Annotated in this window: 17 protein-coding genes and 4 tRNA genes; all 21 read right to left on the reverse strand. The window is 55.3% G+C overall.

The genetic code is table 11. The features are described from left to right. Position 1 precedes the first annotated feature (1 nt). Positions 2 to 637, reverse strand: a complete 636-nt coding sequence (gene rplC, locus ACP7BX_RS22390; protein ID WP_003194649.1) for a 50S ribosomal protein L3 — start codon at positions 635 to 637, stop codon at positions 2 to 4. Between the two features lie 81 nt (positions 638 to 718). Then, positions 719 to 1030 carry a 30S ribosomal protein S10 gene (gene rpsJ, locus ACP7BX_RS22395; protein WP_003186070.1) on the reverse strand — a complete coding sequence of 104 codons (312 nt, stop codon included), beginning with the start codon at positions 1028 to 1030 and terminating at the stop codon, positions 719 to 721. Between the two features lie 158 nt (positions 1031 to 1188). Beyond that, positions 1189 to 2382, reverse strand: coding sequence for an elongation factor Tu (gene tuf / locus ACP7BX_RS22400; RefSeq protein ID WP_003176426.1), 1194 nt, complete (start codon positions 2380 to 2382; stop codon positions 1189 to 1191). 30 nt (positions 2383 to 2412) lie between these two features. Then, complete coding sequence (gene fusA / locus ACP7BX_RS22405; RefSeq protein WP_033900034.1) at positions 2413 to 4518, reverse strand: elongation factor G; 2106 nt, start codon at positions 4516 to 4518, stop codon at positions 2413 to 2415. A gap of 30 nt (positions 4519 to 4548) precedes the next feature. Further along, positions 4549 to 5019, reverse strand: a complete 471-nt coding sequence (gene rpsG, locus ACP7BX_RS22410; RefSeq protein WP_002555493.1) for a 30S ribosomal protein S7 — start codon at positions 5017 to 5019, stop codon at positions 4549 to 4551. 118 nt (positions 5020 to 5137) lie between these two features. Continuing rightward, entirely contained in the window at positions 5138 to 5509 is a 372-nt protein-coding gene (gene rpsL, locus ACP7BX_RS22415; protein WP_002555494.1) for a 30S ribosomal protein S12, read from the reverse strand. 216 nt (positions 5510 to 5725) lie between these two features. Beyond that, positions 5726 to 9925, reverse strand: a complete 4200-nt coding sequence (gene rpoC, locus ACP7BX_RS22420; protein ID WP_033900032.1) for a DNA-directed RNA polymerase subunit beta' — start codon at positions 9923 to 9925, stop codon at positions 5726 to 5728. Positions 9926 to 9989: 64 nt separating this feature from the next. Next, positions 9990 to 14063 (reverse strand): DNA-directed RNA polymerase subunit beta, encoded by a 4074-nt coding sequence (gene rpoB, locus ACP7BX_RS22425; RefSeq protein ID WP_019819139.1) that lies wholly within the window; start codon positions 14061 to 14063, stop codon positions 9990 to 9992. A 219-nt stretch (positions 14064 to 14282) separates the two neighbouring features. Beyond that, a complete protein-coding gene (rplL, locus tag ACP7BX_RS22430) occupies positions 14283 to 14648 on the reverse strand; it encodes a 50S ribosomal protein L7/L12 (protein WP_003210093.1) in 366 nt (121 codons plus the stop codon). Positions 14649 to 14726: 78 nt separating this feature from the next. Continuing rightward, entirely contained in the window at positions 14727 to 15227 is a 501-nt protein-coding gene (rplJ, locus tag ACP7BX_RS22435; RefSeq protein WP_016969477.1) for a 50S ribosomal protein L10, read from the reverse strand. A 198-nt stretch (positions 15228 to 15425) separates the two neighbouring features. Then, positions 15426 to 16121, reverse strand: a complete 696-nt coding sequence (gene rplA / locus ACP7BX_RS22440; RefSeq protein ID WP_033900028.1) for a 50S ribosomal protein L1 — start codon at positions 16119 to 16121, stop codon at positions 15426 to 15428. After that, positions 16121 to 16552 carry a 50S ribosomal protein L11 gene (gene rplK, locus ACP7BX_RS22445; protein WP_003176435.1) on the reverse strand — a complete coding sequence of 144 codons (432 nt, stop codon included), beginning with the start codon at positions 16550 to 16552 and terminating at the stop codon, positions 16121 to 16123. The genes rplA and rplK overlap by 1 nt, the downstream gene beginning before the upstream one ends. 117 nt (positions 16553 to 16669) lie before the next feature. Next, entirely contained in the window at positions 16670 to 17203 is a 534-nt protein-coding gene (nusG, locus tag ACP7BX_RS22450; RefSeq protein ID WP_003176436.1) for a transcription termination/antitermination protein NusG, read from the reverse strand. A gap of 9 nt (positions 17204 to 17212) precedes the next feature. Beyond that, positions 17213 to 17581 carry a preprotein translocase subunit SecE gene (gene secE / locus ACP7BX_RS22455; protein ID WP_003194658.1) on the reverse strand — a complete coding sequence of 123 codons (369 nt, stop codon included), beginning with the start codon at positions 17579 to 17581 and terminating at the stop codon, positions 17213 to 17215. Positions 17582 to 17626: 45 nt separating this feature from the next. Then, positions 17627 to 17702 (reverse strand) — tRNA-Trp (locus tag ACP7BX_RS22460). Positions 17703 to 17863: 161 nt separating this feature from the next. Beyond that, positions 17864 to 17939: transfer RNA gene (locus tag ACP7BX_RS22465), tRNA-Thr, on the reverse strand. A 26-nt stretch (positions 17940 to 17965) separates the two neighbouring features. Next, positions 17966 to 18039: transfer RNA gene (locus tag ACP7BX_RS22470), tRNA-Gly, on the reverse strand. Between the two features lie 24 nt (positions 18040 to 18063). Then, positions 18064 to 18148: transfer RNA gene (locus ACP7BX_RS22475), tRNA-Tyr, on the reverse strand. 143 nt (positions 18149 to 18291) lie between these two features. Beyond that, positions 18292 to 18738, reverse strand: coding sequence for a hypothetical protein (locus ACP7BX_RS22480; protein ID WP_314533619.1), 447 nt, complete (start codon positions 18736 to 18738; stop codon positions 18292 to 18294). 7 nt (positions 18739 to 18745) lie between these two features. Next, positions 18746 to 19495: a pantothenate kinase gene (locus ACP7BX_RS22485; protein WP_426131779.1), complete on the reverse strand. Its 750-nt coding sequence runs from the start codon at positions 19493 to 19495 to the stop codon at positions 18746 to 18748. Continuing rightward, positions 19485 to 20444: a bifunctional biotin--[acetyl-CoA-carboxylase] ligase/biotin operon repressor BirA gene (gene birA, locus ACP7BX_RS22490; RefSeq protein ID WP_314533622.1), complete on the reverse strand. Its 960-nt coding sequence runs from the start codon at positions 20442 to 20444 to the stop codon at positions 19485 to 19487. The genes ACP7BX_RS22485 and birA overlap by 11 nt, the downstream gene beginning before the upstream one ends. Between the last annotated feature and the right edge of the window lie 234 nt (positions 20445 to 20678).

Raw genomic sequence — 20678 nt, forward strand, 5'->3', positions numbered from 1 at the left:
CTTAACCGCGAGCCTTGGCCGCCGGACGTACAACCAGGTTGCCGCCAGTAGCGCCAGGAACAGCACCCTTGACCAACAACAGATTGCGTTCAGCGTCGACGCGCACTACTTCGAGGGACTGCACGGTCACGCGCTCAGCGCCCATATGACCGGACATTTTTTTGCCCTTGAATACACGACCAGGAGTCTGGCACTGGCCAATAGAGCCCGGGACGCGGTGGGAAACGGAGTTACCGTGAGTGTTGTCTTGGCCACGGAAATTCCAACGCTTGATCGTACCCTGGAAGCCTTTACCTTTGGACTGACCGGTTACATCAACCAGTTGACCAGCAGCGAAGATTTCAGCGTTGATCAGATCGCCAGCCTGGTAGTCGCCGTCTTCGAGACGGAACTCCATAACAGTGCGACCAGCTGCAACGTTTGCTTTAGCGAAGTGACCTGCTTGAGCAGCAGTCACACGCGAAGCACGACGCTCGCCGACAGTGACTTGCACTGCACGATAGCCATCGGTCTCTTCAGTTTTGAACTGGGTGACGCGATTCGGTTCGATCTCAATGACCGTGACCGGAATGGAGACACCTTCTTCGGTGAAAATACGGGTCATACCGCATTTACGACCGACTACACCAATAGTCATGTTGTAAACCTCATGAGTGTACGGGGCTTTCACCCGCTATGGCCGCCCATTTCAGAGCGTTACACGACTAAGACCCAAGTCTTAGCCGAGGCTGATCTGTACTTCCACACCGGCCGCCAGATCAAGCTTCATAAGTGCATCAACGGTTTTATCCGTTGGCTGGACGATGTCCAGTACGCGCTTATGAGTACGGATCTCGTACTGGTCACGCGCGTCTTTGTTGACGTGCGGGGAGACCAGAACGGTGAACCGCTCTTTACGGGTAGGCAGTGGAATTGGACCACGCACTTGAGCACCAGTACGTTTCGCGGTTTCCACGATTTCCTGGGTGGATTGGTCGATCAGGCGATGGTCAAAAGCCTTCAACCTGATACGGATTTGCTGATTTTGCATTGGATTTCAGACTCCGGCTGCTATTCCCAGCGAGCGCAATACGCCCGTTAAAAGGAGGCGCAATTCTATAGACGGCCCTGATAGGTGTCAACCCAATAAAAAAGGCCCCCGCTGAGCGGGGGCCTTTCAAAACATCAGAGCTATCTCAGAAGAGATAATTACTCGATGATTTTAGCTACAACGCCAGCGCCAACGGTACGGCCACCTTCACGGATTGCGAAGCGCAGACCGTCTTCCATAGCGATGGTTTTGATCAGGGTGACAACCATTTTGATGTTGTCGCCTGGCATTACCATTTCTACGCCTTCCGGCAGTTCGCAGTTACCAGTTACGTCGGTAGTACGGAAGTAGAACTGTGGACGGTAGCCTTTGAAGAACGGAGTGTGACGACCGCCTTCTTCTTTGCTCAGCACGTACACTTCAGCTTCGAACTTGGTGTGCGGCTTAACCGAACCTGGCTTAACCAGAACCTGGCCACGCTCAACGTCGTCACGCTTGGTACCACGCAGCAGAACGCCGCAGTTCTCGCCAGCACGACCTTCGTCGAGCAGTTTACGGAACATTTCAACACCGGTGCAGGTGGTGACGGTAGTGTCACGCAGACCAACGATTTCCAGTGGATCTTGAACCTTAACGATACCGCGCTCGATACGACCAGTCACAACAGTACCGCGACCGGAGATCGAGAATACGTCTTCGATTGGCATCAGGAACGGCTTGTCGATAACACGGACTGGATCTGGGATGTAGCTGTCCAGAGTCTCAACCAGTTTACGAACGGACGTGGTGCCCATTTCGTTGTCGTCTTTGCCTTCCAGAGCCATACGAGCAGAACCGATGATGATCGGAGTGTCGTCGCCTGGGAAGTCGTAAGTGCTCAGCAGATCGCGCACTTCCATCTCAACCAGTTCCAGCAGCTCAGCGTCGTCTACCAGGTCAGCCTTGTTCAGGTAAACCACGATGTACGGAACGCCTACCTGACGGGACAGCAGGATGTGCTCACGGGTTTGTGGCATCGGACCATCAGCGGCCGAGCAAACCAGGATAGCGCCGTCCATTTGAGCAGCACCGGTGATCATGTTCTTCACATAGTCAGCGTGACCTGGGCAGTCAACGTGAGCGTAGTGACGGATCAGCGAGTTGTATTCAACGTGCGCGGTGTTGATGGTGATACCACGAGCTTTTTCTTCTGGTGCGCTGTCGATTTTATCGAAATCAACGATTGCGGAACCGAAAACTTCGGAGCAAACGCGAGTCAGAGCAGCAGTCAGAGTGGTTTTACCGTGGTCAACGTGACCGATGGTGCCAACGTTGACGTGCGGTAGGGAACGATCAAATTTTTCTTTAGCCACGACAATTAACTCCTTGCCTAAAGGACTGAATCAGCCTTGTTTTTTGGATACAGTTTCAGCGATGTGCGCCGGAGCTGTGTTGTATTTTTTGAATTCCATAGAGTAGCTTGCGCGACCCTGGGACATGGAGCGAACGTCGGTCGCATAACCGAACATCTCACCCAACGGAACCTCGGCGCGAATCACTTTGCCGGAAACCGTGTCTTCCATACCCAAGATCATGCCGCGACGACGGTTAAGGTCGCCCATGACATCACCCATATAGTCTTCAGGTGTAACAACTTCTACCGCCATGATCGGCTCAAGCAACTCACCACCGCCCTTCTGGGCCAGTTGCTTGGTTGCCATGGAGGCAGCCACCTTAAACGCCATCTCGTTGGAGTCGACGTCGTGGTAAGAACCGTCAAAAACGGTTGCTTTCAGGCCGATCAGCGGATAGCCGGCAACAACACCGTTCTTCATCTGCTCTTCGATGCCCTTCTGGATAGCCGGGATGTATTCCTTAGGAACCACACCACCAACTACTTCGTTCACGAATTGCAGACCTTCCTGACCTTCGTCAGCAGGAGCAAAACGGATCCAGCAGTGACCGAACTGACCACGACCGCCGGACTGACGAACGAACTTGCCTTCGATTTCGCAATTCTTCGTGATGCGCTCACGATAGGAAACCTGAGGCTTACCGATGTTGGCTTCGACGTTGAACTCACGGCGCATCCGGTCAACCAGGATGTCCAGGTGCAGCTCGCCCATGCCGGAGATGATCGTTTGACCAGTCTCTTCATCAGTCTTGACGCGGAAAGATGGATCTTCCTGAGCAAGCTTGCCCAGAGCGATACCCATTTTTTCCTGGTCATCCTTGGTCTTAGGCTCTACGGCAACCGAAATAACCGGCTCCGGGAAGTCCATGCGAACCAGGATGATTGGCTTGGCAGCGTCGCACAAAGTCTCACCCGTGGTGACGTCCTTCATGCCGATCAGGGCCGCGATGTCACCAGCGCGTACTTCCTTGATCTCTTCACGGGCGTTTGCGTGCATTTGCACCATACGACCCACGCGCTCTTTCTTGCCTTTAACCGAGTTGATCACGCCGTCGCCGGATGCCAACACGCCCGAGTAAACACGGACGAAGGTCAAAGTACCCACGAATGGGTCGGTTGCGATCTTGAACGCCAGAGCCGAGAACGGCTCGCTGTCATCGGCGTGACGCTCCATTTCTTCTTCCTCGTTATCAGGGTTGGTACCCTTGATAGCAGGAATGTCGGTTGGAGCCGGCAGGTAGTCGATAACGGCGTCGAGAACCAGGGGAACACCCTTGTTCTTGAAGGAAGAACCGCAAACAGCCAAGACGATCTCGCCAGCGATAGTACGCTGACGCAGAGCAGCCTTGATTTCCACGTTGGTGAGTTCTTCACCTTCGAGGTACTTGTTCATCAGCTCTTCGTTGGCTTCGGCAGCAGCCTCAACCATGTTGTTGCGCCACTCGTCAGCCAGTTCCTGCAGTTCTGCAGGGATAGGCTTACGAACAGGAACCATACCTTTGTCGGAATCATTCCAGTAAACAGCTTCCATGTTGATCAGATCGATCTGACCCTGGAAGTTGTCTTCGGAACCGATAGCCAATTGGATTGGCACCGGAGTGTGACCCAGACGCTGCTTGATCTGACCGATCACGCGCAGGAAGTTGGCACCAGCACGGTCCATCTTGTTTACATAAACAAGACGTGGAACGCCGTACTTGTTGGCTTGACGCCATACGGTTTCCGACTGAGGCTCAACGCCCGAGGTACCGCAGAACACAACGACAGCGCCGTCGAGTACGCGCAGGGAACGTTCAACTTCAATGGTGAAGTCTACGTGGCCTGGGGTATCGATTACGTTGAAACGGTGCTCGTCTTTGTACTGCTTCTCGGAACCTTTCCAGAAGGCGGTAATAGCAGCAGAAGTAATGGTAATACCACGCTCCTGCTCCTGAACCATCCAGTCTGTGGTCGCGGCGCCGTCATGCACCTCGCCCATTTTGTGACTTTTGCCGGTGTAAAACAGTACGCGCTCGGTGGTGGTGGTTTTACCAGCATCCACGTGAGCAACGATACCGATGTTACGGTAGCGGCTAATCGGAGTAGTACGAGCCATAAAGCCCTCGCAAAATTAGTGAAGCTAAGATTAGAAGCGGTAGTGCGAGAAAGCTTTGTTAGCTTCAGCCATACGGTGCACGTCTTCACGCTTCTTAACAGCAGCACCTTTACCTTCAGCAGCGTCCAACAGCTCGCCGGCCAAACGCAGAGCCATAGACTTCTCGCCGCGCTTACGGGCGAAGTCTACCAACCAGCGCATTGCCAGAGCGTTACGACGGGACGGACGAACTTCAACCGGAACCTGGTAAGTAGCACCGCCTACACGGCGCGACTTCACTTCGACCAGCGGAGCGATGGCGTCGAGAGCTTTCTCGAAGATTTCCAGGGGGTCGCTGTTCTTGCGTTCTTTAACCTTTTCCAGCGCGCCATAAACGATACGCTCGGCAACGGCTTTCTTGCCGCTTTCCATCACGTGGTTCATGAACTTGGCCAGGATCTGGCTTCCGTATTTTGGATCGTCAAGCACTTCGCGCTTGGCTGCTACGCGTCTTCTTGGCATGGATAAGCCCTCAAACGGTCTTCAGGTTCGTTCGGAATCGGTGCCCTTGCGGGACGCCTCCGACCTTACTCTTATCGACTCAGAAAATAAGATGATTCAGTTTTACAAAAAGCCGCTACTACTTAGGCTTCTTGGTACCGTACTTCGAACGACCCTGGTTACGACCTTTAACGCCGGAAGTATCCAAGGAGCCGCGTACGGTGTGGTAACGAACACCTGGCAAGTCTTTTACACGACCGCCGCGGATCAGTACCACGCTGTGCTCTTGCAGGTTGTGACCTTCACCACCGATGTACGAGGAAACCTCGAAACCGTTGGTCAGGCGCACACGGCATACTTTACGCAGTGCCGAGTTAGGTTTTTTCGGCGTGGTGGTATACACACGGGTGCATACGCCACGACGTTGCGGGCAGTTCTGCAGCGCAGGTACGTCGGATTTCTCGACGATACGCTTACGCGGCTGACGTACCAGCTGGTTGATAGTTGCCATCTACTAGCTCCACTGTTGTCTTGCGACGCTATTGTCTTGCAAGAAAAGCAAAATGGCAGGAACGAATTCCCGCCAAATTTAGGGGTACAAGAGTCTAAAGAGGATCTTGCCCCCAGTCAAGGCAAGGCCCCGACATCCCCACTCAGCGAACCGGGGCAAAAAAGCCTCGATCCGACGAATGGGGCTGCCGGGGCCCAGACTTATCTAGTGCAGAACTCAGTTACCGCTAGAGTTCAGCGCTTCGGTCAGTGCAGCTTCCACTTCACTGGCGCTTACGCGCAGCGGCTTGTCAGCATCACGGCGACGCTTACGCTCGCTGTGGTAAGCCAAACCGGTACCGGCTGGGATCAGACGACCCACAACCACGTTTTCTTTCAGGCCGCGCAGGTAATCGCGCTTGCCAGTTACCGCTGCTTCGGTCAGTACACGAGTGGTCTCCTGGAAGGAGGCCGCCGAGATGAACGACTCAGTGGACAACGACGCCTTGGTGATACCCAGCAGCACGCGGGTGAACTTGGAGACAAACTTGTCTTCCGCGCCCAGACGCTCGTTCTCTACCAGTACGTGAGTCAGTTCCATCTGGTCGCCCTTGATGAAACTGGAATCGCCGGATTCAGCGATTTCAACTTTACGCAGCATCTGACGCAGGATGGTCTCGATGTGCTTATCGTTGATCTTCACGCCTTGCAGGCGGTAAACGTCCTGGATCTCGTTAACGATGTACTTGGCCAGCGCACTCACACCCAGCAGACGCAGGATGTCGTGTGGATCGCTCGGGCCGTCGGAGATAACTTCGCCGCGGTTTACCTGTTCGCCTTCGAAGACGTTCAGGTGACGCCACTTCGGAATCAGCTCTTCGTACGGATCGGTACCGTCGTTCGGGGTAATGACCAGACGGCGCTTGCCCTTGGTCTCTTTACCGAACGCGATGGTGCCGCTGACTTCAGCCAGAATCGACGCTTCTTTCGGACGACGAGCTTCGAACAAGTCGGCAACACGCGGCAGACCACCGGTGATGTCACGGGTCTTCGAAGTTTCTTGCGGGATACGCGCGATAACATCACCGATCGCGATCTTCGCACCATCCGCTACACCGACCAGGGCGTTGGCTGGCAGGAAGTACTGAGCGATTACGTCAGTGCCTGGCAGCAACAGATCCTTGCCGTTGTCATCGACCATCTTCACGGCAGGACGGATGTCTTTACCGGCAGCTGGACGATCTTTCGCGTCGAGTACTTCAATGTTGGTCATACCGGTCAATTCGTCAGTCTGACGCTTGATCGTGATGCCTTCTTCCATGCCCACGTAGGTCACGGTACCTTTCATTTCGGTAACGATTGGGTGAGTGTGCGGATCCCACTTGGCCACGATTGCGCCAGCGTCGACCTTGTCACCTTCCTTAACCGAAATCACAGCACCGTACGGCAGCTTGTAACGCTCGCGCTCACGACCGTAGTCATCAGCGATTGCCAGCTCACCGGAACGGGACACAGCAACCAGGTGACCATCCACTCGCTCAACGTGTTTCAGGTTGTGCAGACGGACGGTACCGCCATTCTTCACCTGAACGCTGTCGGCTGCGGAGGTCCGGCTTGCCGCACCACCGATGTGGAACGTACGCATGGTCAGCTGGGTACCCGGCTCACCGATGGACTGGGCAGCGATAACGCCGACCGCTTCACCGATGTTCACCTGGTGACCACGAGCCAAGTCACGGCCGTAGCACTTGGCACAGATACCGTAGCGGGTTTCGCAGCTGATCGGCGAGCGAACGATCACTTCGTCGATGCTGTTGAGTTCGATGAACTCGACCCACTTCTCATCTACCAGGGTGCCGGCAGGAACGATAACTTCCTCGGTGCCTGGCTTGAATACGTCACGGGCAATAACACGACCCAATACGCGCTCACCCAGTGGCTCTACAACGTCACCGCCTTCAATGTGCGGCGTCATCAGCAGGCCGTGCTCGGTGCCGCAATCGATCTCGGTTACAACCAGATCTTGTGCAACGTCTACCAGACGACGCGTCAGGTAACCGGAGTTAGCGGTTTTCAACGCGGTATCCGCAAGACCTTTACGAGCACCGTGAGTCGAGATGAAGTACTGAAGTACGCTCAAACCTTCACGGAAGTTCGCAGTAATCGGCGTTTCGATGATGGAGCCGTCCGGCTTGGCCATCAGGCCACGCATACCGGCAAGCTGACGGATCTGCGCAGCAGAACCCCGTGCGCCCGAGTCGGCCATCATGTACATCGAGTTGAAGGACTCTTGGTCAACTTCGTCGCCGTGACGGTCGATGACTTTCTCTTTCGAGAGGTTGGCCATCATCGCCTTGGAAACTTCGTCGTTCGCCTTCGACCAAAGGTCGATCACCTTGTTGTACTTCTCGCCCTGGGTTACCAGGCCGGAGGCGTACTGGCTTTCGATCTCTTTCACTTCATCGGTTGCAGCCGCGATGATGCGAGCTTTTTCATCCGGGATAACGAAGTCGTTAACACCGATGGAAACGCCGGAAATGGTCGAATAGGCAAAACCGGTGTACATCAACTGGTCAGCGAAGATCACGGTCTCTTTCAAACCAACCACGCGGTAGCACTGGTTGATCAGCTTGGAGATCGCCTTTTTCTTCATCGGCAGGTTGACGACGTCGTACGACAGACCTTTTGGCACAACTTGATACAGCAGCGCACGGCCGACAGTAGTGTCGACGATACGGGTGCCGCTCACGCTGCCGCCATCACGGTCGTTGACGGTTTCGTTGATCCGCACTTTGACCTTGGCGTGCAGTGCGGCTTCGCCGGCACGGAACACACGGTCAACTTCTTGCAGGTCAGCGAATACACGACCTTCGCCCTTGGCGTTGATCGCCTCACGGGTCATGTAGTACAGACCCAATACAACGTCCTGCGACGGAACGATGATTGGCTCACCGTTGGCTGGCGACAGAATGTTGTTGGTCGACATCATCAACGCGCGCGCTTCCAACTGAGCTTCCAGTGTCAGCGGTACGTGCACAGCCATTTGGTCGCCGTCGAAGTCGGCGTTGTACGCAGCACAGACCAGAGGGTGCAGCTGGATAGCTTTACCTTCAATCAGTACCGGTTCAAACGCCTGGATACCCAGACGGTGAAGGGTCGGTGCACGGTTGAGGAGAACCGGGTGTTCGCGGATCACTTCAGCGAGAACGTCCCAAACCTCTGGCAGTTCGCGCTCGACCATTTTCTTGGCCGCTTTGATGGTGGTCGCGAGACCGCGCATTTCCAGCTTGCCGAAGATGAATGGCTTGAACAGCTCAAGTGCCATCTTCTTAGGCAGACCGCACTGGTGCAGACGCAGGGTCGGGCCTACGGTAATTACCGAACGACCGGAGTAGTCAACACGCTTACCGAGCAAGTTCTGACGGAAACGACCTTGCTTACCCTTGATCATGTCAGCCAGGGATTTCAGAGGGCGCTTGTTCGAACCGGTGATAGCGCGGCCACGACGACCGTTGTCGAGCAGGGCATCGACAGCTTCTTGCAACATACGCTTTTCGTTGCGCACGATGATGTCCGGAGCGGACAGATCAAGCAGGCGCTTCAAGCGGTTGTTACGGTTGATCACGCGGCGGTACAGGTCGTTAAGGTCGGACGTCGCGAAACGACCACCGTCCAACGGTACCAGCGGACGCAGGTCTGGCGGCAGAACCGGCAGAACGGTCAGCACCATCCACTCTGGCAAGTTGCCGGAACCCTGGAAGGCTTCCATCAACTTCAGACGCTTGGACAGCTTCTTGATCTTGGTTTCGGAGTTGGTTTGCGGAATCTCTTCACGCAGGCGGCCAATCTCGTGTTCCAGGTCGATAGCGTGCAGCAGTTCGCGGACAGCTTCGGCACCCATGCGGGCATCGAAATCGTCGCCGAACTCTTCCAGCGCTTCGAAGTACTGTTCGTCGTTCAGCAGCTGACCTTTTTCAAGAGTGGTCATGCCTGGATCGATAACGACATAGCTCTCGAAGTAGAGAACACGCTCGATATCACGCAGGGTCATGTCCATCAGCAAGCCGATACGGGACGGCAGCGATTTCAGGAACCAGATGTGGGCAACCGGCGAAGCCAGTTCGATGTGCGCCATGCGCTCACGACGAACCTTGGCCAGTGCAACTTCAACGCCGCACTTCTCGCAGATCACACCACGGTGCTTCAAGCGCTTGTACTTACCGCACAGGCACTCGTAATCCTTTACCGGGCCAAAGATCTTGGCGCAGAACAGGCCGTCACGTTCAGGTTTGAACGTACGGTAGTTGATGGTTTCCGGCTTTTTAACTTCACCGAACGACCACGAACGGATCATCTCAGGCGATGCCAACCCAATACGGATGGCGTCGAACTCTTCGACTTGACCCTGGTTTTTCAGCAAATTCAGTAGGTCTTTCAAGGCCTTTCCTCCTGGCGGAGCAGAGAGCGGGCTAAACAGCCCCGCTCTCGATTCGCGTCACGTGTTATTCGGTTTCCAGATCGATATCGATGCCGAGGGAACGAATTTCTTTGATCAACACGTTGAAGGACTCGGGCATGCCCGGCTCCATACGGTGATCGCCGTCCACGATGTTTTTGTACATCTTGGTCCGACCGTTCACATCGTCCGACTTCACTGTGAGCATTTCTTGCAGAGTGTAAGCAGCACCGTATGCTTCCAGTGCCCAGACCTCCATCTCCCCGAAACGCTGACCACCGAACTGAGCCTTACCACCCAGCGGCTGCTGGGTAACGAGGCTGTACGAACCGGTAGAACGAGCGTGCATCTTGTCGTCTACCAAGTGGTTCAGCTTCAGCATGTACATGTAGCCAACAGTAACCGGGCGCTCGAACTTGTTGCCGGTACGGCCGTCGAACAGCTGCATCTGGCCGCTTTCTGGCAGGTCTGCCAGTTTCAGCATGGCCTTGATTTCGCTTTCCTTGGCACCGTCGAACACCGGGGTAGCCATTGGAACGCCGCCGCGCAGGTTCTTCGCCAGATCCAGGATTTCCTGGTCGGAGAAGGTGTCCAGCTCTTCGTTGCGACCGCCGATCTCGTTGTAGATCTCGTGCAGGAACTTACGCAGGTCTGCGACCTTGCGCTGCTCTTCGATCATACGGTTGATCTTCTCGCCCAGACCTTTGGCCGCGAGGCCCAGGTGGGTTTCAAGGATCTGACCAACGTTCATACGCGAAGGTACGCCCAACGGGTTGAGGACGACGTCGACCGGGGTGCCATTGGCATCGTGCGGCATGTCTTCAACCGGCATGATCACGGAGACCACACCTTTGTTACCGTGACGACCGGCCATCTTGTCGCCCGGCTGGATGCGGCGACGGATTGCCAGGTAAACCTTGACGATTTTCAGCACGCCTGGAGCCAGGTCATCGCCCTGCTGCAGTTTGCGCTTCTTGTCTTCAAACTTGTCGTCCAGCAGACGGCGACGATCAACGATGTAGGCCTGGGCCTTCTCGAGCTGCTCGTTCAGAGCATCTTCAGCCATGCGCAGTTTGAACCACTGGCCGTGCTCAAGACCGTCGAGAATTTCGTCGGTGATGTCCTGACCTTTCTTCAGACCTGCGCCGCCTTCAGCCTTGTGGCCTACCAGAGCGGAACGCAGACGTTCGAAGGTCGCGCCTTCAACGATACGGAACTCTTCGTTCAGGTCCTTGCGGATCTCGTCGAGCTGGGTCTTCTCGATGGACAGTGCACGAGCATCACGCTCGACGCCGTCACGGGTGAAGACCTGTACGTCGATGACAGTACCTTTGGTGCCAGTCGGCACGCGCAGGGAAGTGTCTTTAACGTCGCTGGCTTTTTCACCGAAGATGGCACGCAACAGCTTCTCTTCCGGAGTCAGTTGGGTCTCGCCTTTCGGAGTGACCTTACCGACCAGGATGTCGCCTGCGCCTACTTCAGCACCTACGTAAACGATACCGGCTTCGTCCAGTTTGTTCAGTGCAGCTTCACCCACGTTCGGGATGTCTGCAGTGATTTCCTCTGGCCCAAGCTTGGTGTCACGTGCCACACAGGTCAGTTCCTGAATGTGGATCGTGGTGAAACGGTCTTCTTGAACAACACGCTCGGACAGGCAGATGGAGTCTTCGAAGTTGAAGCCGTTCCATGCCATGAACGCGATGCGCATGTTCTGACCCAGTGCCAGTTCACCCATGTCGGTGGACGGGCCGTCGGCCATGATGTCGCTACGCTGGACGCGATCACCCTTGCTCACCAGCGGACGCTGGTTGATGCAGGTGTTCTGGTTCGAGCGGGTGTATTTGGTCAGGTTGTAGATGTCGACACCGGCTTCGCCAGTTTCTACTTCGTCATCGGCAACACGAACCACGATACGGCTGGCGTCAACAGAGTCGATCACGCCACCACGACGAGCCACGACGCAAACGCCGGAGTCACGAGCTACGTTACGCTCCATGCCGGTACCTACCAGCGGCTTGTCAGCGCGCAGGGTCGGTACAGCTTGACGCTGCATGTTGGAACCCATCAACGCACGGTTGGCGTCATCGTGTTCCAGGAACGGGATCAGCGACGCAGCAACCGAAACTACCTGCTTCGGCGATACGTCCATCAAGGTGACGTCTTCCGGCGCCTTGACGGTGAACTCGTTCAAGTGACGAACAGCTACCAGCTCGTCGATCAGGACTTTCTTGTCGTTCATCGTGGCCGAGGCCTGAGCGATCACGTGATCAGCTTCTTCGATGGCGGACAGGAACACGATCTCGTCGGTGACCAGAGCGTCTTTCACCACACGGTACGGGCTCTCGAGGAAGCCGTACTGGTTGGTGCGCGCATAAGCGGCCAGGGAGTTGATCAGACCGATGTTCGGACCTTCCGGCGTTTCGATCGGGCAAACACGACCGTAGTGCGTCGGGTGTACGTCACGAACTTCGAAGCCAGCACGCTCACGAGTCAGACCGCCCGGGCCCAGTGCAGAAACACGGCGCTTGTGGGTGATCTCGGAGAGCGGGTTGTTCTGGTCCATGAACTGGGAAAGCTGGCTGGAACCGAAGAACTCTTTCACCGCCGCAGCCACTGGCTTGGCGTTGATCAGGTCTTGCGGCATCAGGCCTTCGCTTTCTGCCATCGACAGACGCTCTTTGACCGCACGCTCAACACGTACCAGGCCAACGCGGAACTGGTTCTCGGCCATTTCGCCTACGCAGCGAACACGACGGTTACCCAGGTGGTCGATGTCATCGACGATGCCTTTGCCGTTACGGATGTCGACCAGGGTCTTCAGGACCGCAACGATGTCTTCCTTGCACAGCACGCCCGAACCTTCGATCTCGGTACGACCGATACGACGGTTGAACTTCATCCGGCCGACCGCAGACAGGTCATAGCGCTCAGGGCTGAAGAACAGGTTGTTGAACAGGGTCTCGGCAGCGTCTTTGGTAGGTGGCTCACCAGGACGCATCATGCGATAGATCTCGACCAGCGCTTCCAATTGGTTGCTGGTGGAGTCGATCTTCAGCGTGTCGGAGATGAACGGACCGCAGTCGATGTCGTTGGTATACAGGGTCTCGATGCGAACGACCTGAGCCTTGGCGATCTTGGCCAGGATCTCGGTGTTCAGCTCGGTGTTGCACTCAGCCAGGATTTCGCCTGTAGCCGGGTGAACGATGACCTTGGCGGTCGTGCGGCCCAGGACGTAGTCCAGAGGCACTTCCAGCTCTTTGATACCGGCTTTTTCGATCTGGTTGATGTGGCGCGCAGTGATACGACGGCCAGCTTCAACAATGACCTTGCCTTTTTCATCCTGGATGTCCAGGACGGCAATTTCACCACGCAGACGCGAAGCGATCAGCTCCAGCTTGAGGGTTTCATCCTTCAGGCTGAATACGTTGGTGGTGTAGAAGGCATCCAGCACTTGCTCAGTGGTGTAACCGAGCGCGCGCAGCAGTACCGAGGCCGGCAGCTTACGACGACGGTCGATACGCACGAACACGCAGTCTTTCGGATCGAACTCGAAGTCCAACCACGAACCGCGGTACGGAATGATCCGCGCGGAGTACAGGAGTTTGCCGGAGCTGTGCGTCTTGCCGCGGTCGTGGTCGAAGAACACGCCCGGGGAACGGTGCAGCTGGGAAACGATCACACGCTCGGTACCGTTGATAACGAAGGTACCGTTCTCGGTCATCAATGGGATTTCGCCCATGTAGACTTCTTGCTCTTTGATGTCCTTGATCGCTTTGTTCGACGATTCTTTGTCGAAAATGATCAGGCGCACTTTTACCCGCAAAGGTACGGCGTAAGTAACACCGCGCAACACGCATTCTTTGACATCAAATGCCGGTTCGCCCAGGCGATAACCGACGTACTCCAGCGCAGCATTGCCGGAGTAGCTGATGATCGGGAAAACGGATTTGAAGGCCGCATGCAGGCCCACGTCGCGGAACTGATCTTTGGTCGCTCCCGCCTGCAAGAATTCACGATACGAATCCAGCTGGATAGCCAGAAGGTACGGGACATCCATGACGTCCGGCAACTTGCTAAAGTCCTTGCGGATACGTTTTTTCTCAGTATATGAGTAAGCCATCAGCGTTCCCCAGCTTGGTCACCTGCTTGTTTGGCCCTCCCGACGGGAGCAGCCAGAAAATCTTGCAAACCCCATGGTTTGCACCACCGCATCGGGTGGCTACAGCGCGTTAATGGCGGCGACCGAGTCGACAGCCAAGAACGGAAAAAGGCCGGTGGCAAGAGCCACCAGCCATCAGCCTTCAGCTTAACGCTTGGGCTGGAGACGCAAGGTCGATGCTTACTTCAGCTCGACTTTAGCGCCTGCTTCTTCCAATACTGCTTTGGCTTTGTCAGCTGCGTCTTTCGACACTGCTTCCAGAACCTGGGCAGGAGCGCCGTCAACTACAGCCTTGGCTTCTTTCAGGCCCAGACCGGTCAGTTCACGTACTGCCTTGATCACGTTTACTTTCTTCTCGCCAGCTTCCAGCAGCATGACGTTGAATTCGGTTTGCTCTTCAGCAGCAACAGCAGCAACAGCTGGGCCAGCGGAAGCAGCGGCAGCGGAAACGCCGAATTTTTCTTCGAAAGCTTTGATCAGCTCAACAACCTGCAGAACCGACATTTCAGCTACGGCGTTGAGGATATCGTCTTGGGAGATAGACATTGCTGTATTTCCTGAATTGGGGGACGGCCTACGCGGCCATCGAAATAAACAAAAATACGCGAGAGAAGTTGCTCAGCCTTAGGCTGCGGCAGCTTCTTTTTGCTCGCGAACTGCAGCCAGAGTACGAGCCAGCTTGCTGGTAGCGCCTTGAATCACGCTCATCAGCTGCGAAATGGCTTCGTCGCGGGTCGGCAGTGTTGCCAGTACGTCGATTTGGTTAGCTGCGAGGAACTTGCCCTCGAACGCAGCTGCCTTGATCTCGAACTTATCCTGACTCTTGGCGAATTCTTTGAACAAACGGGCAGCAGCGCCTGGATGTTCTTTGGAGAACGCGATCAGAGTCGGGCCGGTGAACACGTCGTTGAGGACACTGTATTCAGTGTCAGCAACAGCGCGCTTGAGCAGGGTGTTACGTACAACACGTACGTATACGCCAGCTTCACGAGCCTCTTTACGGAGTCCGGTCATAGCGCCTACTGTCACACCACGGGCATCAGCCACGACAGCGGACAGAGCAGCTTTGGCAGCCTCGTTGACTTCAGCGACGATGGCCTTCTTGTCTTCGAGATTAATTGCCACGGGTTTAACTCCTGCTTGTTACCGTTTCATCTGGCCGGAGCCGGATGTCGTTTTGGTGTCTGATTCGGTAAGGAACCGGGAGCACCATCTGCGTAGGCTTGTGGTTTAAGGCTTGCGCCGCCTACGGTCTTGGATAGCCCCCGCCAGGCAGGGACCCCAATTTTTCAATCGGCGCGATCGCTCGCGCCAATCTGTGTCTTATACGTCCAGCGAGCCTTGGTCGATGACCAGACCTGGGCCCATAGTGGTGCTCAGGGTAACGCGCTTGACGTAGATACCTTTCGAGGAAGCTGGCTTGATACGCTTCAGATCAGCGATCAGGGCTTCAACGTTTTCCTTCAGCTTGACGGCATCGAAGCCGACTTTGCCAACGGAGGTGTGAATGATGCCGTTTTTGTCGGTGCGATAACGAACCTGACCAGCCTTGGCGTTTTTAACCGCGGTGGCTACGTCTGGGGTTACGGTGCCGACTTTAGGGTTAGGCATCAGACCACGTGGACCGAGGATCTGACCCAACTGACCTACAACGCGCATTGCATCCGGGGAAGCAATAACTACGTCATAGTTCAGGTCGCCGCCTTTCATTTCGGCAGCCAGGTCGTCCATGCCAACGCGATCAGCGCCAGCGGCCAGAGCAGCTTCAGCTGCCGGGCCTTGGGTGAAGACAGCTACACGTACAGTCTTGCCAGTACCGTGTGGCAGCACAGTTGCGCTACGAACGACCTGGTCGGATTTACGTGGGTCAACACCCAGGTTTACAGCAACGTCTACGGACTCGCTGAACTTGACAGTCGACAGCTCAGCCAGCAGGGCAGCGGCGTCTACAAAGTTGTAGGCCTTGCCTGCTTCGATTTTGCCGGCGATAGCCTTTTGACGCTTGGTCAGCTTAGCCATTACACACCCTCCACGTTAAGGCCCATGCTACGAGCAGAACCGGCGATGGTACGCACGGCTGCATCCATATCAGCTGCAGTCAGATCCGCGTTTTTGGTTTTCGCGATTTCTTCCAGCTGAGCACGAGTTACGGTGCCAACCTTAACGGTGTTCGGACGAGCGGAACCGCTAGTCAGACCAGCAGCTTTCTTCAACAGAACCGAAGCCGGGGTCGACTTGGTTTCGAAGGTGAAGCTACGGTCGCTGTATACAGTGATGATCACTGGAGTCGGCAGACCTGGCTCAAGACCCTGAGTACGGGCGTTGAAGGCCTTGCAGAATTCCATGATGTTCACGCCGTGCTGACCCAGAGCTGGACCGACGGGTGGGCTAGGGTTGGCCTGAGCGGCCTTCACTTGCAGCTTGATGTAAGCGGTAATCTTCTTGGCCATGAGGCACTCCAATTACGGGTTCAAACGCCTCGAAAGGCTCCCCGGTTACTTGCGCGTTTATCCCAGTGACGACAAAACCCCACAGCCTAAGGCTGCGGGGTTGGGATGCTTGCTCAGCTAGACCTTCTCGACCTGGCTGAACTCCAACTCTACCGGAGTAGAGCGACCGAAAATGAGCACTGCCACTTGGATCCGGCTCTTTTCGTAGTTAACTTCTTCGACAGTACCGTTGAAATCAGCAAACGGACCATCTGTGACACGAACAACCTCACCCGGCTCGAACAACGTCTTCGGCTTAGGCTTGTCGCTACCATCAGCAACGCGACGCAGAATCGCTTCTGCTTCTTTGTCAGTGATAGGAGCAGGCTTATCAGCAGTACCGCCAATGAAGCCCATGACACGAGGGGTATCCTTGACCAAGTGCCAAGTACCTTCATTCATGTCCATCTGAACCAGCACATAGCCAGGGAAGAACTTGCGTTCGCTTTTGCGCTTCTGGCCATTCCGCATTTCAACCACTTCTTCAGTGGGAACCAGAATTTCGCCGAAGCCATCTTCCATGCCTGCCAGCTTTACGCGCTCTAGCAAAGAGCGCATAACATGCTTCTCGTAACCCGAGTAAGCATGCACAACGTACCAACGCTTAGCCACGGGACACCCTTAGCCAACAATCAAGGAAACAAGCCAGCCGAGCAGGGAATCAAGCCCCCACAACAGCAACGCCATAACCAGAACAACAGCCACAACGATCAACGTGGTCTGCGTGGTTTCTTGGCGAGTCGGCCAAACGACTTTACGGATTTCGGTGCGAGCTTCCTTTACCAGGACCGCGAAAGACTTGCCTTTAGCAGTCTGCAGGCCTACAAAGGCAGCTACAGCAGCAAGGGCAAGCAAAGCGAGGACGCGGTACAGGATCGGCGAAGCAGAATAGTACTGATTGCCAACAACGCCTACGACCACCAAGGCAACTACAGCGAGCCACTTGACCAGATCGAAACGAGAGCTTTGAGCTTCAGCCTTAGGAGTCATCTATGAAGATCCTGTGAAAAGAAAGCCAGATACACCACGTGAATCTGGCAGGTCAGGAGGGAATCGAACCCCCAACCTACGGTTTTGGAGACCGTCGCTCTGCCAATTGAGCTACTGACCTAAAACAAAATCAGGCCGACCATTATGCAGGCCTGAAAAAGACTTTACAACAACCAACCCCACTAGACTTGAAATCACCCGACGATAAAGCCAGACGCAACACCAACAAGCCGAGGCAGCTGTTAAAACAAAGGCAGATATTTTCATATCTGCCTTGTCATATGGAGCTCTTGAGCGGATTTGAACCGCTGACCTCACCCTTACCAAGGGTGTGCTCTACCAACTGAGCTACAAGAGCGAAACACCTTGCACAACCTGCAAACTTGGAGCGGGTAGCGGGAATCGAACCCGCATCATCAGCTTGGAAGGCTGAGGTTCTACCACTAAACTATACCCGCGGAGCTTGCAGCTCACGCTAAAAATGGTGGAGGGGGAAGGATTCGAACCTTCGAAGTCGTAGACGTCAGATTTACAGTCTGATCCCTTTGGCCGCTCGGGAACCCCTCCTAAGCGAGCCGGCATTTTACATTACGCCGACCTTCTGTCAAGCATTTTCTCATTTAAAAATATGAGGTTAGCTGCGTTGACCTTCGCTTCACACTGTAGGCCTTAAAGGTCTTCACTGCGAAGCGGGCGCCATTCTATGCAAACTATTCGAGAGATGCAACGCCTTCGCACAACATTATTTTATGTTTTAACTCATTGAATTCCTTAGCAAGGTTTTCAAATGGCAGATCCTCAGCCAGGCGTCGGCTTTCAGGGGCTACGCGCAGCCAATAGCCGGAGGCTTCAGCAGTATTGAGCAATTGGACCTTGACCTTTATATCCAGGCTTGTAAGGCGCTGCTCAACAGACTGCGCCTGCCGCTGATCCGCAAAACCACCGATGTACAAACACATATTCTGCGCCTCAGATGCTTTTGCACGATCTCTGCGCATCACCGCATCAGACGATTCACTGAGCAGGCGAATGTCCTGTTGCGACCCCTTGTAAAGACTCAGAGGCGTAACATCTTTGGCGCGCAACGGTGCTTCTTGCTGATGCCAGATGTAGTAGAAGGCGTTGAGGACAAGTAAAAGCAAAAACAACCAACGCATAATCACCTCAGGACAAAGGACAAGCCATCGCCAAACCGACAAAAACCAAATCTGGAACGCGACGAGCTTGTGGCACCGCATCTGCCACCAAATCGGCGTCCCCTCCCGTAAGGAACACAGTGAAGTCATCACCCCAGTAGCTTCGCGCCAGCTCTAACTGAGTGAGTACAAACCCTCGAAGCATAAGCGTACAACCTCGCTCCACTGCCTCTACGGTCGTACGACCTGGAGAGAGGCGCTCCAGCGCCCTTTCAGCAGCGGCGTCGTCGTACCGTATCTTGCGTGTATGAGTTCGCAGTTGGTTGCGCATGAGCGGCATACCTGGACAGATGAATCCACCGAGGTGCTCACCATCCGCGGCGATGAAATCCGCCGTGGCTGCCGTGCCGAAATCGAGCACCAGGCAAGCACCGCGCGCCAACTTGAACCCCCCCAGCATTGCAAGCCAACGATCAAGACCCAGGCGCTCAAAATCTTCGTAGCCGTTACGCACTCCGGCCATCGCGCGCGCGGGAGCCGCACAGGAGACGGCAACGCCGAAAGCCTCATGCAGGGCCGCAACCAGCTTGCTTGTTTCTTCCAGGGCACGAACGCTCACCAGCCGGCAACGCGTCAGCAACAATCCGGGAAGCGCCACGAGGCTTTCAATCAAAGCCAGATCCGAACCAACAATCCCTTCCGAAGAGGCGTGAGCACTGTCGGCATCAAGTACACGCCATTTGATAAAGCTATTCCCACAGTCGAGCTCAAGAATCATCACGCAACCTCAGGCTTAACTCACCACCACTGTATATTTTTTCAACACCATCAACGCTCAAGCGCAGTGCTCCCTGACGGTCTACACCCAGTACAACGCCATCGACTTGGCTGATACCTGCGATAAGAGACACCGCCCGCCCCTGCCAGGCGTGATTCTGCTCCCACTCATCTTTGAGTGCGACAAAACCACCCTCACGGTGTCGCTCCAGGTAGCTTTGCAGCTGCAACCCCAACTGCGCCACCATCGCATTGCGATTCGCCGGAGAACCTGTCTGCAACTGAACCGACGTCCATTGCTGGTCCACCTCGTCAGCCCTCTGCATATTCACGTTGATGCCTATTCCGAGGACAACGTGGCAAATATCAGCGGGGTCTCCTACCAACTCCAGCAAAATTCCGGCAATTTTCTTCTGCCCTACCAGAACGTCGTTTGGCCACTTCAGAGTAACGTCCTGCACACCCGACTCGCGCAAGGTCTGCATGACCGCCAAGCCCACCACCAGGCTCAGTCCCTCCAACTGCCGAAGGCCCGACTCGATGCGCAATACGAGGCTGTAATACACATTTTGTGCGAACGGGCTTACCCACTTCCGCCCCCTCCTACCCCGGCCGGCCGTTTGCTGCTCCGCAAGCACCAGGAGCGGCGCCGCGCAACCGCCATCAACAAGGCGCAAGGCTTCGGCATTAGTGGAGTCAACGGAGTCAGAGATATGAATGGGCCACGCCAGGGAGGGCGCATTCAACGCAATATCTTCAGCAGTCAAGAACACCAGCGGTGACGCCAACTGATAACCCTTACCTCGCACCTTATGGAGGGGCAGATTGAATTCTGCTTCCAGATGCTGGAGCTGCTTCCAGACAGCACTGCGGCTGACACCCAGGGCGGCACCAAGCGCTTCACCCGAGTGGAATCGGCCATCTTTCAGAAGTTTTAACAGCGTCAGCATGCAAATATCGCCTCACAATGAGGCACGCATGATAGCCATGCGCAGAGTCATTGCATAGAAACGCAGGACCTTAGCACTGAAGGTCGTCGAAATGGCCGCCTTTGTGTTTTTCGACCGCCCAAAACAAAACCCCATCTGCTTTCGCAAATGGGGTTTCGGAATTTAATCTTGACGATGACCTACTCTCACATGGGGAAACCCCACACTACCATCGGCGATGCATCGTTTCACTGC

Source organism: Pseudomonas sp. DWP3-1-3b3 (genome assembly GCF_049896305.1).
Lineage (GTDB): Bacteria > Pseudomonadota > Gammaproteobacteria > Pseudomonadales > Pseudomonadaceae > Aquipseudomonas > Aquipseudomonas azotoformans_A.

Bases quoted from the DNA above. Each gene is read 5' to 3' on its own strand.
- ACP7BX_RS22480 (WP_314533619.1), bottom strand. From the start codon at position 18,738: ATGCGTTGGTTGTTTTTGCTTTTACTTGTCCTCAACGCCTTCTACTAC.
- rplC (WP_003194649.1), bottom strand. From the start codon at position 637: ATGACTATTGGTGTAGTCGGTCGTAAATGCGGTATGACCCGTATTTTC.
- rplL (WP_003210093.1), bottom strand. From the start codon at position 14,648: ATGTCTATCTCCCAAGACGATATCCTCAACGCCGTAGCTGAAATGTCG.
- rpsG (WP_002555493.1), bottom strand. From the start codon at position 5,019: ATGCCAAGAAGACGCGTAGCAGCCAAGCGCGAAGTGCTTGACGATCCA.
- rplA (WP_033900028.1), bottom strand. From the start codon at position 16,121: ATGGCTAAGCTGACCAAGCGTCAAAAGGCTATCGCCGGCAAAATCGAA.
- rpsJ (WP_003186070.1), bottom strand. From the start codon at position 1,030: ATGCAAAATCAGCAAATCCGTATCAGGTTGAAGGCTTTTGACCATCGC.
- birA (WP_314533622.1), bottom strand. From the start codon at position 20,444: ATGCTGACGCTGTTAAAACTTCTGAAAGATGGCCGATTCCACTCGGGT.
- rpoB (WP_019819139.1), bottom strand. From the start codon at position 14,063: ATGGCTTACTCATATACTGAGAAAAAACGTATCCGCAAGGACTTTAGC.
- rpsL (WP_002555494.1), bottom strand. From the start codon at position 5,509: ATGGCAACTATCAACCAGCTGGTACGTCAGCCGCGTAAGCGTATCGTC.
- ACP7BX_RS22485 (WP_426131779.1), bottom strand. From the start codon at position 19,495: ATGATTCTTGAGCTCGACTGTGGGAATAGCTTTATCAAATGGCGTGTA.
- secE (WP_003194658.1), bottom strand. From the start codon at position 17,581: ATGACTCCTAAGGCTGAAGCTCAAAGCTCTCGTTTCGATCTGGTCAAG.
- rplK (WP_003176435.1), bottom strand. From the start codon at position 16,552: ATGGCCAAGAAGATTACCGCTTACATCAAGCTGCAAGTGAAGGCCGCT.
- fusA (WP_033900034.1), bottom strand. From the start codon at position 4,518: ATGGCTCGTACTACTCCGATTAGCCGCTACCGTAACATCGGTATCGTT.